Origin of the sequence: Streptomyces armeniacus (assembly GCF_003355155.1) — a bacterium.
In the GTDB taxonomy this organism is placed as follows: domain Bacteria; phylum Actinomycetota; class Actinomycetes; order Streptomycetales; family Streptomycetaceae; genus Streptomyces; species Streptomyces armeniacus.
Genome location: NZ_CP031320.1, coordinates 3,276,143 through 3,292,063, shown reverse-complemented (window position 1 = coordinate 3,292,063; position 15,921 = coordinate 3,276,143). Strand labels below are relative to the sequence as shown.

Here is a 15,921-nt window from a genome sequence, read left to right as displayed (position 1 = left end):
CCAGGCCCTCCGGGGTGGGCGACTCGAAGATCGTACGCAGCGGCACCTCGGTGTTCAGCAGTGAACGGATCCTGCTGACCAGCCGGGTGGCGAGCAGCGACTGGCCGCCGAGCGCGAAGAAGTCCTCGTCGACGGAGACCTCGTCCAGCTCCAGCACCTCCGCGAACGCCCGGCACAGCAGCCGCTCCCGGGTGTTCCGCGGTGCGCGGCCGCTGCCGGCGAGCGCCAGCTCGGGCGCGGGCAGGGCCTTGCGGTCCACCTTGCCGTTGGGCGTCAGGGGCAGCGCGTCCAGCCGTACGTACGCCGTGGGCACCATGTACTCCGGCAGCAGCGCGGACACCGTGGCCGAGGCCTGCTCCGGCTCCGCCTCCCCCACCAGGTAGCCGACCAGCCGGCCTTCGCCGCGGCCGTCCTTGGTGACATCCACGGCGGCGTCGGTGACACCGGGTGTGCCGCGCAGCGCCGCCTCGATCTCGCCCAGCTCGATCCGGTGCCCCCGGATCTTCACCTGGTGGTCCCGGCGCTCCAGGAACTCCAGCCGGCCGTCCGGGTGTTGCAGCACCCGGTCGCCGGTGCGGTACATGCGGGCGCCCGGCTGCGTCGAGAACGGGTCGGCGATGAACACGTGGGAGGTGCGCCGCGGATCGTTGAGATAGCCGCGGCCCACTCCGGTGCCGCCGACGTACAGCTCGCCCGGCACTCCCGCAGGCAGCGGCTGCAGCCCGTCGCCGAGGACGTACAGGCCAGTGTTGCGTACGGCCGTGCCGATCGGGGCGCGTACGGACACCAGCTCGCGGGAGGTGCGGATCAGGGCGTGCGTGACATCGTCCGAGCACTCCGTCGGCCCGTACGCGTTCACCAGCGGGATGCCGGGGAAGTAGCCGAACCAGCGCTCGCACAGGTCAGAGGGCAGCGCCTCACCGGTGACCACCAGCCGGCGCAGCGACGTCAGCTCCGGGATGCGCGCGCCCTCGTCCCAGCTGTCCAGCGCCGTACGCAGCAGCGAGGGCACCACTTCGAGGACGGTGATCCGCTCCGCGTCGACCAGGCCGAAGAGTTCGGCCGGGTCGGCCGCGATCTGCGGGCCCACGACCCGCAGCCGGCCGCCGCTCACCAGCGGGCAGAGCATCTGCCACACCGAGATGTCGAAGGTCACCGGGGCGTTGTGCACCAGCCCGTCGGCCGCCACCAGGTTCAGGTCCTCCACCTTGGCGAGCAGGTGGTTGATCATGCCGCGGCGGTGCACCATGGCGCCCTTGGGCTTGCCGGTGGAGCCGGAGGTGAAGATGACGTACGCCAGGTCGTCGTCCGCGCCGCGCGGCGGCGGCAGCGAGTCCGGCTCCTCGTACCTGTCGTCCAGGGTGACCACGGGCGGCGCCGCGCCCGCCACCTCCTGCGCGCAGCGGGCGCCCTGCTCGGTGTGTGCCTCGTCGGCCAGCAGCAGGGCCAGTCCCGCGTCCTCGGCCAGCCCGGTGATCCGGGCGTCCGGCGCGTTCACGTCCAGCGGTACGTAACCGGCCCCCGAGCCCAGCACGCCCAGCACGGCGGTGACGAAGCGGGCGCCGGGCGCCGCGAGGACGCCGACCAGCGCGCCCGGTCCGATGCCGCGTTCGGCCAGCGAACGGGACAGCGCACCGGCCCGGCCCGCCAGTTCGGCGTAGCTGAGCTCCGTCTCCCCGTCCCATACGGCCTGCACGTCCGGCATCCGCCGGGCGAAGTCCCGTACGCGCTGGACGACATCGTTCAGTTCGTCCGGGAAGTTCGGCCCGGACGGCATCGCCAGGACCTTCCGCTGCTCGCCCGGCAGCAGCGCGTCGAGCTGGGCGAACGGGCGGTCCGGCTCGTCGACGATCTTGCGCAGGGTGTGCACCAGCCGGTCCGACACCGAGGCGGCCTGTTCGGCGGAGTAGCTGCTGGGGGCGTAGTGCACGTCCAGCCGCAGCCGCTCGCCGGGCAGCGCCATCAGGCTCAGCGGATAGTGCGTGGCGTCCTTGGCCTGCACTCCGGTGACCCGGAGGCCCGGCGCCGGATCGGCCATGGCGTCCGGGTCCAGCGGGTAGTTCTCGAACACCAGCACCGTGTTGAAGAGTTCGCCGGACTGCGCGAGCCGCTGGATCTCGTTGAGGCTCATGTGCTGGTGCGGCAGCAGCTCCGTCTGCTGGTTCTGCAGCTCGGCGAGTATCTGCCCGTAGGACTTGGCGGGGTCCAGGTCGACCCGTACGGGCAGGGTGTTGATGAACATCCCCACCATCGTTTCCACGCCGGGCAGCTCCGGCGGCCGGCCGGAGACCGTGCTGCCGAAGACGATGTCCCGCTGGCCGGTGAGGTTCGCCAGCACCCGGGCCCACGCGCCCTGCACGAGCGTGTTGAGGGTCAGCCCGCGCTCCCGCGCGAACTCGCCCAGCCGGGTGGTGAAGTCCACGGTGAGCCGAGCGATGTGCCGCTCCGGCAGCTCCGCCTTGCCGTCCTGGCTGCCGCCGGGCACCAGCGTCGGGCCGTCCAGCCCGTCCAGCACGCGCCGCCAGGTGTCCTCACCGCCCTGGGTGTCGCGGCTGGAGAGGTGCGTGAGGTAGCTCTTGTACGGCGTCACCGGGGGCAGTTGGTCGCCGCGCCCGCCGTACAGCACGAACAGCTCCTGCACGACGATCGGCATCGACCAGCCGTCGAACAGCATCTGGTGCGCCGTCATCAGCATCCGGTGGGTGTTCTCACCGGTACGCAGCAGCGCGAACCGCAGCAGCGGCGGGCGCGCCACGTCGAAGGCCCGCACCCGCTCCTCGTCGGTTATCCGGTCGGCCTCGCGCTCCTGCTCCGCGGGGGACAGCGAACGCAGGTCGGCCCGCTTCCACGGCAGTTCGATGGCACGCGGGATGAGCTGCACCGGGTCGCCGTTGGAGCGGTAGCGGAACGCCGCGCGCAGATTCGGGTGCCGGATCAGCAGCTCGTCCGCCGCCGCCTCCAGCGCCTCCGCGTCGAGGGGGCCTTCCAGGTCGAGCACGAGCTGGATGGAGTAGACATCCAGCTCCTGGTCCGTGTACGTGGCGTGGAACAGCAGCCCCTCCTGCAGCGGAGTGAGCGGCAGCACGTCACTGAGGTTGGACCGCTTCGCCCTGGCAGAGCTCGGCGGCGGTGCCACAGTGGTGGCGGCGGTGTTCGGCGGCGCATTCACTGGGACCACTCATCCGTCCAGGTTTCGAACTCGTCGAGTTCCTCTTGGCTCAGCGTCAACAGCTCCACGTCCGAGGGTGTGTAGCCGCCCGCGTCGGGGTTGCGCGCGTGGGCGACGAGGACCTCGAGGGCGCGGAACCACCTGTCCGCGATCCCCCGCGCGTCCGCCTCGGTGAGCACCTGTCCCGCCCAGGACCAGGTGGCCACCAGCTGTGTGCCCTCCGGCCGCTCCTCGGCGAGCGCATTGACGTCCAGTACGTGCGGCAGCGGCATGTCGTCGTCCGCGCCGGCCGCGACCTGCCCGGACTCCGGTGCCGGTGTCCAGGGCTCGTGCCGCGCGGCGGGCAGTCGGCCCAGGTAGTTGAAGCCGATCTGGGGCGTGACGGTGGGCGACAGCCCGGCGGAGTCCGGCGCGAGATAGCGCAGCACGCCGAAGCCGAGACCGTGGTCGGGCAGCGAACGCAGCTGCTCCTTCACGGACTTCAGCAGCCGCCCCACCTCCGGGCCGCCGGCCCAGACCTCGTCCCAGTCCAGGCTGTCGATGTCCAGCCGGATCGGGCAGACCGTCGTGAACCAGCCGACCGTACGGCTCAGGTCGACGCCCTCGGCGAACTCCTCCCGCCCGTGGCCCTCCAGGTCCAGCAGCAGTGCGCTGCCGTCGTCCCCGCGCCCGTTGCGCCAGTCGGCGACGGCCAGCGCGAGCCCGGTGAGCAGCACGTCGTTGACCTCGGCGTGGAAGACCGACGGCACCTCGGTCAGCACCGCCCTGGTGGTCTCCGCGCTCAGCTCCAGGCGCAGCGAGCCGCCGGTGTGCACAAGGTCCCGCGCCGCGTCGAGCGGACGGCTGCCCAGCAGGCTGTCCGGGGTGTCCTGCACCTCGTGCCACAGCGGGATCTCCGCCGTGCGCTGCACCGAACGCGCCTCCTCGACGAGGAGTCCGGCCCAGTGCCGCAGCGAGGTCCCGACCGGTTCCAGCTGGGGCCGCTGACCGGCGCGCAGTGCGTCGTACGCGGCGTTCAGGTCCGGCAGCAGGATCCGCCAGGACACGCCGTCCACCGCGAGGTGGTGGAGCGTCAGCAGCAGCCGGCCCGGCGCCGACGGCCCCGCGTCGAACCACACCGCGCGCAGCATCACGCCGTCGCGCGGCGCCAGTTCACGCCGCGCGGTGTCCGCTTCCGCCACCACCTGGCCGGTCACCGCCTCCGGCGAGGACGTGTCCAGGCTCGTACGGCGCAGCAGCCGCGCGGCGTCCACGCTGCCCGGCTCGGAGACCCGCAGCGTCCACTCCGCGCCGGAGCCGCCGAGGCTCAGCCGGAGCGCGTCGTGCTGGTCGACGACCGCCTGCAGCGCGCTGCCGAGCAGCTGCTGCGTCGCGCCGGCCGGGGTGTGCACGACCACCGCCTGGTGGAAGCCGTCCATCGGCCCGCCGAGCTCACGCAGCCAGTGCACGATGGGGGTGAGCGGCAGCTCGCCGACACCGTCGTCCGTGCCGAGCACCACCTGCTCCGCGGCCGTCTGCGCCACGGCCGCCAGCGCGGCCGGAGTGCGGTGCGTGAACACGTCCTGGGCGGTGAGCACGAAGCCCGCCTTGCGGGCCCGGCTGACCAGCTGGATGGAGATGATCGAGTCGCCGCCCAGGTCGAAGAAGCTGTCGTCGGCGCCGACCTTCTCCAGGCCCAGCACCTCGGCGAACGCCCCGCAGAGCGCCTCCTCCAGCGACGTGACCGGCTCCCGGCTGGTGGCGGAGGTGCCGTACTCGGGCTCCGGCAGCGCCCGGCGGTCCAGCTTGCCGTTGCCGGTCAGCGGCAGGTCCGTCATGGGTACGAGCGCCGCCGGGACCATGTAGTCCGGCAGCGCGGCGGCCAGCCGGCCGCGTACCGCCGCGGTGTCCAGCTCCGGTTCGCCGTCCGGTCCGGGGGCGGCGTTCGGCACGGCGTAACCCACCAGCCGGCGTTCGCCGGGCCGGTCCTCCCGCACGATGACCGCGGCCTGCGCGATCAGCGGGTCGGCCAGCAGCGCGGTCTCGATCTCGCCCAGCTCGATGCGGAAGCCGCGCAGTTTGACCTGGTCGTCGGCCCGGGAGACGTAGTCCAGCCGGCCGTCCGGCAGCCAGCGCACCACGTCGCCCGTGCGGTACATCCGGCTGCCCGGCGAACCGTACGGGTCGGCCGTGAACCGGCCGGCGGTCAGCCCGGGGCGGTTGAGGTAGCCCAGGGCCAGGCCGGCGCCGCTGATGTACAGCTCGCCCGTGACGCCGACCGGTACCGGCCGCAGCCCGTCGTCCAGGACCCTCACCATGGTCCCGGCGAGCGGGCGGCCGACTGGCGGCTTCACCGCGCCCTGGAGCGGGTCGCTGATGGTGGCGCAGACGGTCGTCTCGGTGGGCCCGTAGGCGTTGAGCATCCGGCGCCCCGGTGACCAGCGGCCGACCAGCTCCGGCGGGCACGCCTCGCCCGCGGTGATCACGGTGAGCCCGTCGGGCATCGCCCGGTCCTCCGGCCAGGCGGAGAGCACGGTGGGCGGCAGGCAGACCACGTCGATCCGGGAGTCGGCGATCAGCTGGGCCAGCGGCTCACCCGGCGAGCGCTCCTCGTCCCTGGCGAGCACCAGGACCGCGCCGGCCAGCAGGGTGGAGATGATCTCCCAGGCGGCGGCGTCGAAGCTGAGCGAGGCGAACTGGAGCACCCGGCTGTTCTCGTCCACCCCGAAGAGCTGATGCTGCGAGCACAGCACCGACACCGAGGCGTGCGGTACGGCCACGCCCTTCGGGAGCCCGGAGGACCCCGAGGTGTAGATGACGTACGCCGCGTCCATCGGCCGCAGCGGACGGGTGCGGTGCCGGTCCGTGGGGTTGCGCCGGGAGCAGCCGGACATCTCGTAGTGGGTGCGCCGGCTGTTCAGCAGGATCGGCGCGGGCAGGTCGGCGTACCCGGGGTCGTTCGGGCCGGGCAGCGCGGTCAGCTGGGAGGGGTTGCTGAGGATCGCCGCGGGCCGGGCGTCGGACAGCATGTGCGCGATCCGGTCCCGCGGGTACGCGGGGTCCACGGGCAGGTACGCGGCGCCCGCCTTGAGCACGGCCAGTACGGCGGTCACGGTGGCCGCCGAGCGCGGCAGCACCAGCGCCACCGTGTCGCCCGGGCCGACGCCGCGCGCCATCAGGAGGTGCGCCAGCCGGTTGGCCTGCTCGTTCAGCGCGCCGAAGGTGACCGTGTGACCCGCGAACTCCAGTGCCGTGCGGCGCGGATCGGCCGCCACCCGGGCGGCGAACAGGTCGGGAAGCACGCTCGGGGACACCGCCCGGCCGCCGTCGCCCCAGCCGTACAGCAGCTGATCGTGCTCCCCGGGGAGCATCGCGTCGAAGGTGCTGAGCCGGCTGTCCGGCTGCCCGGTCACCTTGCCGAGCAGGCAGACGAGCCGGTTCGCGAGGGTGGCGGCGCCGGTCTCGGAGAAGATGTCCGAGCTGTACTCCAGCTTGCCCTCGATGCCCGCGGGGGAGCCGTCCGCCGCGCGCTGCTCGGTGAGTTCGAAGGCCAGGTCGAAGCGGGCGGTGCCGGTGGGCACCTCGTGCACGGCGGTGGTCAGGCCGGGCAGCCCGAAGTCCGCCGGTGCGTTGTTCTGGAAGGCCAGCATCACCTGGAACAGCGGCTGGCGTGACGTCGAACGGCTGGAGCTGAGCGCGTCCACGACGCTCTCGAACGGCACGTCCTGGTTCGCGAAGGCCGCCAGGTCGGTGTCCCGCGCCCGGCTCAGCAGCTCCCGGAACGTCGGGTCCCCGGACAGGTCGTTGCGCAGCACCATGGTGTTCACGAAGAAGCCGACCAGCTGCTCCAGCGCGGCGTCCGTACGGCCCGCGACCGGGGTGCCGAGCGGGATGTCCGTGGCGTTGCTGACCTTGCCGAGCAGGGTGGCGAGCGCGGCCTGCAGCACCATGAACGGGCTCGCGCCCACGGAGCCGGCCAGTTCGCTGACGGCGCGGTGCAGTTCGGCGCCGATGCCGAAGGAGACGAGGCCGCCCTCGTACGAGTTCACGGCCGGACGCGGATAGTCCGTCGGCAGCTCCAGCTCCTCGGGCATGCCGGTGAGTTCGTGCCGCCAGAAGTCGATCTGCTGGGCCGCGAGCGGGCTGCCGCCCTCGATGTCGTCACCGAGGAGTTCCCGCTGGTGCAGCGTGTAGTCGGCGTACTGCACCGGCAGCGGCTCCCAGCCCGGGGCCGTACCGTGCAGCCGCGCCGCGTAGGCCGTGCTCAGGTCCTGCGCCAGCGGCAGCACCGACCAGCCGTCGCCCGCGATGTGGTGCAGCACCACCAGCAGTACGTGGTCCTGCTCGGACAGCTCGAACAGCTCGGCCCGCAGCGGCAGTTCGTCGGCCAGCCGGAACGGCCGCCGGGCCCGCTCGGTCATCGCGTCCGCCAGCTCGGACTCGTGGGCCAGCCGGCACACCGGCAGCTCCAGGCGGGCGGTGGTGGGGCTCAGGATCAGCTGTTCCGCGCGGCCGTCCGTCTCCGGGTAGACCGTACGCAGCGCCTCGTGCCGGCCGACGACGTCCGTCAGCGCCTCCTCCAGCGCCCGCTTGTCGAGCCGGCCGCGCAGCCGCAGGGCCCGCGGCAGGTGGTAGGTGGCGCTGCCCTCCTCCAGGTGGCTGAGCACCCAGAGCCGCTGCTGACCGTTCGACAGCGGCAGCCGCTCCGGGCGTACGGCCTTGGTGAGCGCCGGCCGTGCCTCCGCGGCGTCGCCGAGCAGCAGGGCCAGCCCGGCCACCGTCGGGGTCTCGAAGACGGTCTTCACCGGGAGTTCGATGCCGCGCAGCACGCGCAGCCGGCTGATCACCCTGGTCGCCAGCAGCGAGTGGCCGCCGAGTTCGAAGAAGTTGTCCTCGGCCGAGACGGTCTCCAGGCCGAGCACCTCTGCGAAGAGTTCGCAGAGCATCCGCTCCTGCGGGTTCCGGGGCGGGCGGCCGCCGGTCGCGGAGCCGAAGTCGGGCGCCGGCAGGGCCTTGCGGTCCACCTTGCCGTTCGCCGTCAGCGGCAGGCTGTCGAGCACGACGAAGGCGCCCGGGACCATGTAGTCCGGGAGCTCGGCGGCCAGCGCCGCCTTCACGTCGGGCACCTGCGCGCTTCCGGCGAGGTAGCCGACGAGTACGGAGGAGCCGCGCGTGTCCTTCGCGACGTTCACCACCGAGTCGGTGACGCCCGGCACGGAGCGCAACGCCGCCTCGACCTCGCCCAGTTCGATCCGGTGTCCGCGGATCTTGATCTGGTGGTCGACCCGCTCCAGGAACTCGAGCTGCCCGTCCGGCCGGTGCACCACGCGGTCGCCGGTGCGGTACATCCGGGCGCCCGGAGTTTCGGCGAAGGGGTCGGGCAGGAAGGTGACGGCCGTCTTGCACGGGTCCTGGATGTAGCCTCGGCCCACGCCGATCCCGCCGACGTACAGCTCGCCCGGCATCCCGGACGGCACCGGGCGCAGGCCGTCGCCCAGAACGTACAGCGTGGTGTTCCGCACCGGGGCGCCCACCGGCGTGCGCGCGGAGGTCAGTTCCTGGCCGGTACGGATGTAGGCGTGTGTGACGTCGTCCGAGCACTCCGTGGGGCCGTACGCGTTGACCAGCGGGATGTTCGGGTAGAGCGCGAGCCAGCGGTGACACAGGTCGGCGGGCAGCGCCTCGCCGGTGACCACGAGCCGGCGCAGGGTCGTCAGTACGGGGCGCTGGGCGCCGGACTCCCACTCGTCCAGCACGATGCGCAGCAGGGACGGCACCACCTCCAGGATGGTGATGCCCTCGGCGTCCACCAGCCCGAACAGCCCCTGCGGGTCGCCGGCCAGGTCGGTGGAGACCACGCGGGTCGTGCCGCCGGTCACCAGCGCCGAGAGCATCTGCCAGACCGAGATGTCGAAGGTCACCGGCGCGTTGTGGACGATGCTGTCCCGCTTGGTCAGCCGGAGGTCCTCCACCTTGGCCAGCAGGTGGTTGACCATGCCGCGGCGGTGCACCATGGCGCCCTTGGGCTTGCCGGTGGAGCCCGAGGTGAAGATGACGTACGCCAGATCGTCGTCCGCGGGCATGCTGCTGCCGGCGGGCGAGGGCGAGATGTTGTTCGGCAGCATGATGGTGGGGTCGGTCTCACCGGCGAGCGCCGGGCGCTGGGACAGCGATCCCGGCGGCGCGTCCAGCTCGATCATCGGGCGGCGCTTGCCCGGAGTCTCGGCGAGTACGCCCCGGGCGTACTCCTCCGCGCCGTTCCCCACCAGCAGCACCCGGGCGCCGCTGTCCGTGAGCAGCCCCGCGCCGCGCGACACGGGCGCGTTGACGTCGAGCGGCACCCAGGCCGCGCCCGCGCCCAGCACGGCCAGCACGGCGGTCACATAGCTGGCGCCGGGCAGCGCCGCGATCGCCACCAGCGAGTTGGCGCTGACCCGCTCCGCGGCCAGCCGGTGCGACAGCATGCCGGCACGTGCCGCCAGCGCGGCGTACGTCAGCTGCTCCACGCCGTCGTTGACCGCGATGGCGTCCGGGGTGCGGCTCGCCACCTGGCGTACGCGGCTGACGACGTCGTCGAAGAAGTATCCGTTGGCGCTGCCGGCACCGACGCCGAGCATGGCGTCGCACTCCGCCGGGCGCAGCGCGTCGATCCGGCCGAGGGGCAGTTCCTCCGGCGCCTGGGCGAACTCCTCGAGATAGCTCAGCAGCCGGCCGTGCAGCTCGGCCAGCTCCTGCTCGGTGTAGAGGCTCGGGTGGGCGTCGACGCGGACGGTCCAGCCCGCGCCGGGCGCGTCCAGGAAGATGATCTGCAGGTCTGGCACCGGCCCGGTGGACACGTTGTGCAGCTGGCCACGGCAGGGGCCGAAGTCCAGGTCCGCGCCGGAGTCCAGGACGTTGACGGTGGGGCCGTACGCGCCGGCGTCCCCGGTGAAGCCGAGCTCGCGGCGCAGCTGGTCGCCCCGGTAGTCCTGGTGGCGCATGGTGCCGCGGACCATCGACGCGGTGTGGCGGAGGAGTTCGGCGCGCTTGATGCCCGGCGGCAGGTGCAGCGGCAGCGGCAGGAAGTTCGCCCGCATGCCCGGCACCTTCTGGGCCGCCGCCGAACGCCGGGCCGGTACGGGCATGGTGAGCAGCACGTCGCTCTCGCCGGTCAGCTGGCGGATGCAGCCCGCGGTGGCCGCGATCAGCAGCGTCGGCCAGGTGACCCGCGCCTCCCAGGCCATCGCCTGCAGCCGCTCCGCCGTACCCGCCGGGATCGGCGCGCTGGCCCGCAGCGTGTGCCGCGCGTGCCCGGGGAGCCGCTGGGACAGCCGGGTCGGCTGCGGGGTCTCCGGGAAGCGCGCGGCCCAGAAGCGGGCGTCCTTGCGGCAGCGCTCGGAGGCGGCGTACTCCGCCTCCTCCTCGACCAGCTGCCGCAGCGGGGGCAGCGGTTCACCGGCCCGGCCGGCGTACAGGTCGGCCAGCCGGGAGTAGAAGAGCGTCCGGCTGAAGCCGTCCATCAGGATGTGGTTCGCCCGGATGAACAGCCTGCTGTACCCCACGTCGAGCAGGTGCAGCTCCGCCGCGTACGCCTGCTCGTCCAGCGAGGAGGGGCGCCGCAGGTCGGCCTGCATGCTCTCGGCGGAGGCCGCCAGCGGGTCCTGGTAGCCGGTGAAGTCCCAGACCCGTATGGGCTGTCCGGTGCCGGGGTGGATGGTCTGCACGGGCTCGCCCGCGCGCTCGGTGAAGCGCGCGCGCAGGGTCTGGGTCTCCTCGAGCACACACTGCCAGGCCCACTCGAGCCGGGCCTGCTCCAGCGGCCCGATCAGGTCGATGTGGTCGGCCATGGTGAAGCCCGGGTTTCCCGAGTCGAGTTGCTGCGCGAACCACATCTCGCGCTGTGCGCTCAGGAGAGGCAGCTCGATCGGGGCGGTATCGCTCATGGTTCACCCACTCCAGAGGAGACGATGTCCGGTGGCAGGCCCAAGTCGCGCTCGTCCAGCCCGTAGACCTCCCGGACCCACTCGGTCCGGTAGACGGTGTCCAGGTAGCGGTCACCGAGGTCGGGTGAGATCGCGACGGCGGTGACGTCCTCACCGGGGCGATGCCGTTCCAGCCACTCGAGCGCACCCCGTACGACGGTGCCGGTGGAGCCCCCGAACAGGAATCCTCCGCGGGCCAGCGCGTGGCAGGTGCGGATGGTGTCCTCCTCGGAGACCAGCACGTAGTCGTCGAGGTAGCTCTCGTCGAACAGCGCCGGGCGTACTCCGGCGCCGAGGCCCGGAATCGACCGCGGGCCCGGCTCGGCGCCGAAGGTCACCGAACCCTGGCTGTCTATGCCGACCACGGTCACGTCGGAGCCGGGCTGGTCCTTGAAGTAGCGGGCGCAGCCCATCAGCGTGCCGGTGGTCCCGGCCCCCACGAAGAGGTACTCGATCGCGGGGAACTGCTTCTCGATGGTGGGCGCCGTGGTGCGGTAGTGGGCCCGCCAATTGTCCGGATTGGCGTGCTGGTTGAGCCAGACGTAGCTCGAGTCCCCCTCGCACAGCGCACGCACGTAGTCCAGCCTGGCGCCCAGGAAGCCGCTGGTCGGCGAGGGCTCGGTGATGACGTGCACCTCGCTGCCGAGGGCCTCGATCACCTGCCGGGTGGACGGGTTCGTACGCGAGTCGACCACGCACACGAAGCGGTAGCCCTTGTTCGCGGCGATCAGGCCGAGCGCCATGCCGAGGTTCCCGGAGGACGACTCGATGATGGTCGAGCCCGGCCGCAGCTGACCGCTCAGTTCGGCCGCGGCCACCATGGAGGCGGCGGCCTTGAGCTTCACCGAGCCGGCGAAGTTGAAGCCCTCGCACTTGAGATAGAGCGGATATCCGTACAGCTCACGCAGGTCAACGAAGAGATCTTCCTCGTTGAACTCCTGCGGTGTTGTGATGACAGGCACAAGCCGACTCTCCCCACTCGGTGTTGTGTCCGTGCTGTATCGAGGCTGAGGCTCGCGGCAGAGCGCCCGCGGCCTCCGGTGCTGCCGCAAGGCGGCACAGCCGGCCGTCCTACTCCCAGCCGACCGCCGGCGTCGCAAACGTGCGCGGTACGCGGACGTGGATGGCCGTGCCGGCCGAGGACTCCCCCTCAGTGCCCAGGGACACTCTGAAGACCGCACTGTGCTGACTGGAACGCATTGGTACGTACTCCCCCGTTACTCATCTATGTGCAGGCAGTGGACCGGTCATGATCCACACACTTCCTGCTCCCCGTGGCCCAAATAGTCACCCGAGCCCCGATCCGCTGTCACAGATTCGCGGTGTCAGGGTCCTGCGGTGGCATGACTTTGCCACCATCGGGCCGTTTTGAAGACTAGGATTTTCCATAGAACTCGCTGAGTGACGGGCGCAGCAGGGGAGTTGATTACCCGTCAGTAAAGCCGTACGAGCCGTCGCCGCGCCTCAGGTCTCGCCCTCCCAGTGCCAGCCGAGCAGCTCATCCTGGGCCAGCATCCTGATCATGATTCGCCGCGCCGCCTCCTTGGCATGATCGGGCGTGTGAGCGCGCAGGTAGAGCACCGTTTGCGCGCTGTCCGTGTCCGTCTCGGCGTAGACGTGTTCGAGCCCGTCCTCCGGGTCGGCCGAGGCGTGCATGAGCTCGCGCACCTGGGTGGCGTCCACGACGGTCTGGCCGCGCAGCAGGCGGCCGGACACTAGGTACATCGTCACCTCTCATGACGTACCCGCTGTGCAACAGTGCTGCCACACTCTCCGCAAGCCTTAGGGCTTGGATCGGGGGTGTCGTAGCATGCAAAGCGCCGGTCAGCGGGGGTTGGCAGCGACCAGTTCATTGGGGGGAGCAGGGCGAATGCTGGGGATTCTCGGGCTCAGTGCGGATGGCGAGAGCGTCTATCGGGCCATGTTGAGTGCTCCGGAGCTCGGCGTGGCGGAACTCGCCGACGAGCTTCACTGGCCGCCGGAAAGAGTCCGGGACGCGCTGGACGAATTAGCGCGACTGTCTCTCACGCGCAGGTCTGATCAACAGCCCAGTGGGCTGCTCCTCGTCGACCCCGAGGTGGGCCTGGAGCATCTGCTGGCACAGCGGCAGTCGGAACTGGCGCAGCGGCAGCACGAGATCACCTCCAGCCGGGTCGCGATCCGGCAGCTAGTCGCGGAATACAGCGCCTCGGTCCAGGACGGACGCAAACTGGACGTAGAACGGCTCGACGGTGTCGACGCCGTACGGGTCAAGCTCGAAGAACTGGCTCACAACTGTACGTCTGAAGTGCTGGAATTCATCACCGGAGGCGGGCAGTCCGAATCGAACCGGGAAGCCAGCCGGCCACTGGACGAGATGCTCCTCCGGCGTGGTGTGAGCATGCGTTCCGTCTACCTGGAAAGCGTCGTCAACCACTCCAGGACGGTGTCGTACCTGGAGTGGCTGAACGAACTGGGCGCGCGCATACGGCTGGCGCCCGCGTTGCCGCTGCGCATGATCGTTTTCGATCGTCAGTCGGCGGTCATTCCGAGCGATCCGGAGAACACCGCCAGCGGAGCCCTGCTGCTGCACGGCACAGCGTTCATCACCGCGCTGTGCTCGCTGTTCGAGCAGACCTGGCAGGAGGCCTCGCCCTTCGGCAGCCCGCCGTCGCGGCACAGCACCACCGGCCTCACGCCGCAAATGCAGACCGTGCTGGGCCTGTTGGCACGCGGGCACACGGACGAGGTGGTGGCCCGGAAGCTGGGCATCTCCGTGCGCACCTCGCGCCGGATCACCGCCGAGCTCATGAGCGAGCTGGGCGCACGCAGCCGCTTCCAGGCCGGAGCCATCGCCGCTGAGCGCGGCTGGCTGCGCCTCACCTAAGCCGCGCGCGGGGTTCGCGTGTCGCCTGCGCATGGTCCGCCTCTCGGTACTTACGGGCACGGCACTCAGCGGAGCCGGAACAGGCGCAGGCTCATCGGCACCAGTACAAGGATCATCAGGGCGATGGAACCGGTCGCGATGGGCAGGGCGTTGGCCACGGCGAAGCTCGGCTCACCCAGGTTGGGCTGGTTGCCCCACAGTTCCCGTACGGCGGCGGACAGCGAGCTGGCCGGGTTCCACTCCACGACGATGCGCAGACCGTCCGGCAGCTTGTGCAACGGCATGAAGGCGCTGGAGAGGAAGGAGAACAGCACGATGACGAGCGCCGAAATGCCGTTGATGGCCTCCACGTTGCGTATGACCAGGCCCAGCAGCGCGCCGAGCCACAGCATCGCGTAGCAGAAGGACAGCAGCAGCACGAAGCCGAGCATGATCGACAGCGGGTCGCTGTCCGTACGCCAGCCCACCAGCAGCCCGACGGCGGTCACCGTGACCATGCTGATCATGGCGGGCACCATGTCCGCCGCGGTGTGGCTCACCAGCACCGCCGGACGGCCCATGGGGAGCGAGCGGAACCGGTCGATCAGGCCCTTGTTCATGTCCGTGGCCACGCCGAGCGCCGTGATGCCCACACAGGTGAGACCGACCTGGGTGTACACCCCGGCCATCACGTAACTCTTGTACGCCACACCGCCCGGGATGCTCAGCACACTGGCGAACAGGTAGCCGAGGATGACCACCATGGCGACCGGCGTCAGCGCGGTGGAGATGATCTTCTCCGGGGTGCGCTTCAGATGGCGCAAGTGCCGTCCGGTCAGCGTCAGGATGTCCGTCAGCCCGGGTGAACCCGCGTTGGGAGTAGTGCTGCTCATTGCGCCTCCTCGGCGGTGGAGCCGCCCCTCTTCGCGCCGGTCAACTGGAAGAATACGTCGTCAAGAGTCGGCCGGCGCATGGCGAACTCGACGACCTCGACGCCGATCGCCTCCAGGGCCGCGGCCGACGCCGCGATGGCGTTCATGCGGTTGTCCAGCTGCACTTGGATGCGCCGGCTCGTGTCGTCCACCATCGGAGTCGCCATGGCCACCCGCGACAGGGCGGAGAGCGCGAGCGGGACGGCTTGCGGATTGGCGAGCAGGATCTCCAGCCACTCGCCACCGACCTTCTGCTTCAACTCGTCGGGCGTGCCCTCGGCGAGCGACCGCCCGGAGCCGAACACCACGATCCGGTTGGCCAGGAAGTCGGCCTCCTCCAGATACTGCGTGGTGAGCAGCACCGTCACGCCCTGCGCCACCTGCTGACGCACCATCTGCCACAGCATCATCCGGCTGCTCGGGTCGAGGCCCGTGGTGGGCTCGTCCAGGAACAGCACGGTGGGGGCGGATATCAGGGAGGCGGCCAGGTCCAGCCGGCGCCGCATACCGCCGGAGTACGTGCCGACCGGACGGTCGGCGGCGCCCTCCAGGTCGAAGCTGGACAGCAGTTCCTCGGTGCGTGCCACGGCACCGCGCTTGCCGAGTTTCAGCAGCTTGCCGAGCATCACGAGGTTCTCGCGGCCGGTCAACAGCTCATCCACGGCGGCGTACTGGCCCGCGAGGCCGATACGACGGCGTACTTCAAGCGGGTCACGCGCCACGTCGAACCCGGCCACTCTGGCGTGCCCCTCGTCGTGCTCGAGCAGCGTGGCAAGAATCCGCACCGTGGTGGTCTTGCCCGCGCCGTTGTGCCCGAGAAGGCCCAGCACCGTACCGCTCTGGACCTCGAGGTTCACCCCCGCCAGCGCCTGGGTGTCTCCGTACCGCTTTCCCAGCCCCTCCGCCTGGATGGCGATCTCCACGGTTCCCCCCTCCCTATTAGTTCTCTCAGCCTGAGAAAAATCCCCGTATCCCCGTACGCCGATCCCCGTGCGCGGCGCCGGATCCCCGCACACAGAGCCGGAATTCGGATGA

Annotated in this window: 6 protein-coding genes and 1 pseudogene; 1 reads left to right on the top strand and 6 read right to left on the bottom strand. The window is 71.1% G+C overall.

Features of this window, described 5'->3' with window-relative positions:
• Position 1: 1 nt before the first annotated feature.
• The 4 genes and pseudogenes from DVA86_RS14225 to DVA86_RS14210 all read right to left on the bottom strand — a co-directional run.
• A pseudogene (locus DVA86_RS14225) lies at positions 2-3,085 on the bottom strand (non-ribosomal peptide synthetase); the annotation flags it as partial.
• Between the two features lie 80 nt (positions 3,086-3,165).
• Entirely contained in the window at positions 3,166-11,070 is a 7,905-nt protein-coding gene (locus DVA86_RS14220) for a non-ribosomal peptide synthetase (RefSeq protein ID WP_208878637.1), read from the bottom strand.
• Entirely contained in the window at positions 11,067-12,071 is a 1,005-nt protein-coding gene (sbnA, locus tag DVA86_RS14215) for a 2,3-diaminopropionate biosynthesis protein SbnA (protein WP_208878635.1), read from the bottom strand. Before sbnA ends, DVA86_RS14220 begins: the two co-directional genes overlap by 4 nt.
• 502 nt (positions 12,072-12,573) lie before the next feature.
• On the bottom strand, positions 12,574-12,840 hold the full coding sequence (locus DVA86_RS14210; protein WP_208878634.1) for a hypothetical protein: 267 nt from the start codon (positions 12,838-12,840) through the stop codon (positions 12,574-12,576).
• A 139-nt stretch (positions 12,841-12,979) separates the two neighbouring features.
• Between DVA86_RS14210 and DVA86_RS14205 the strand changes: the two genes are divergently transcribed.
• Positions 12,980-13,975: a helix-turn-helix transcriptional regulator gene (locus DVA86_RS14205; protein ID WP_208878633.1), complete on the top strand. Its 996-nt coding sequence runs from the start codon at positions 12,980-12,982 to the stop codon at positions 13,973-13,975.
• Positions 13,976-14,040: 65 nt separating this feature from the next.
• Here the strand turns inward: DVA86_RS14205 and DVA86_RS14200 are convergent, their stop codons facing one another.
• Positions 14,041-14,847 carry an ABC transporter permease gene (locus DVA86_RS14200; protein WP_208878632.1) on the bottom strand — a complete coding sequence of 269 codons (807 nt, stop codon included), beginning with the start codon at positions 14,845-14,847 and terminating at the stop codon, positions 14,041-14,043.
• Entirely contained in the window at positions 14,844-15,809 is a 966-nt protein-coding gene (locus DVA86_RS14195) for an ATP-binding cassette domain-containing protein (protein WP_208878630.1), read from the bottom strand. Before DVA86_RS14195 ends, DVA86_RS14200 begins: the two co-directional genes overlap by 4 nt.
• Positions 15,810-15,921: the final 112 nt, after the last annotated feature.

Excerpts from the sequence above, each read along its gene's own strand:
- DVA86_RS14220 (WP_208878637.1), bottom strand. The coding sequence starts at position 11,070 with ATGAGCGATACCGCCCCGATCGAGCTGCCTCTCCTGAGCGCACAGCGC.
- DVA86_RS14205 (WP_208878633.1), top strand. The coding sequence starts at position 12,980 with ATGCTGGGGATTCTCGGGCTCAGTGCGGATGGCGAGAGCGTCTATCGG.
- DVA86_RS14200 (WP_208878632.1), bottom strand. The coding sequence starts at position 14,847 with ATGAGCAGCACTACTCCCAACGCGGGTTCACCCGGGCTGACGGACATC.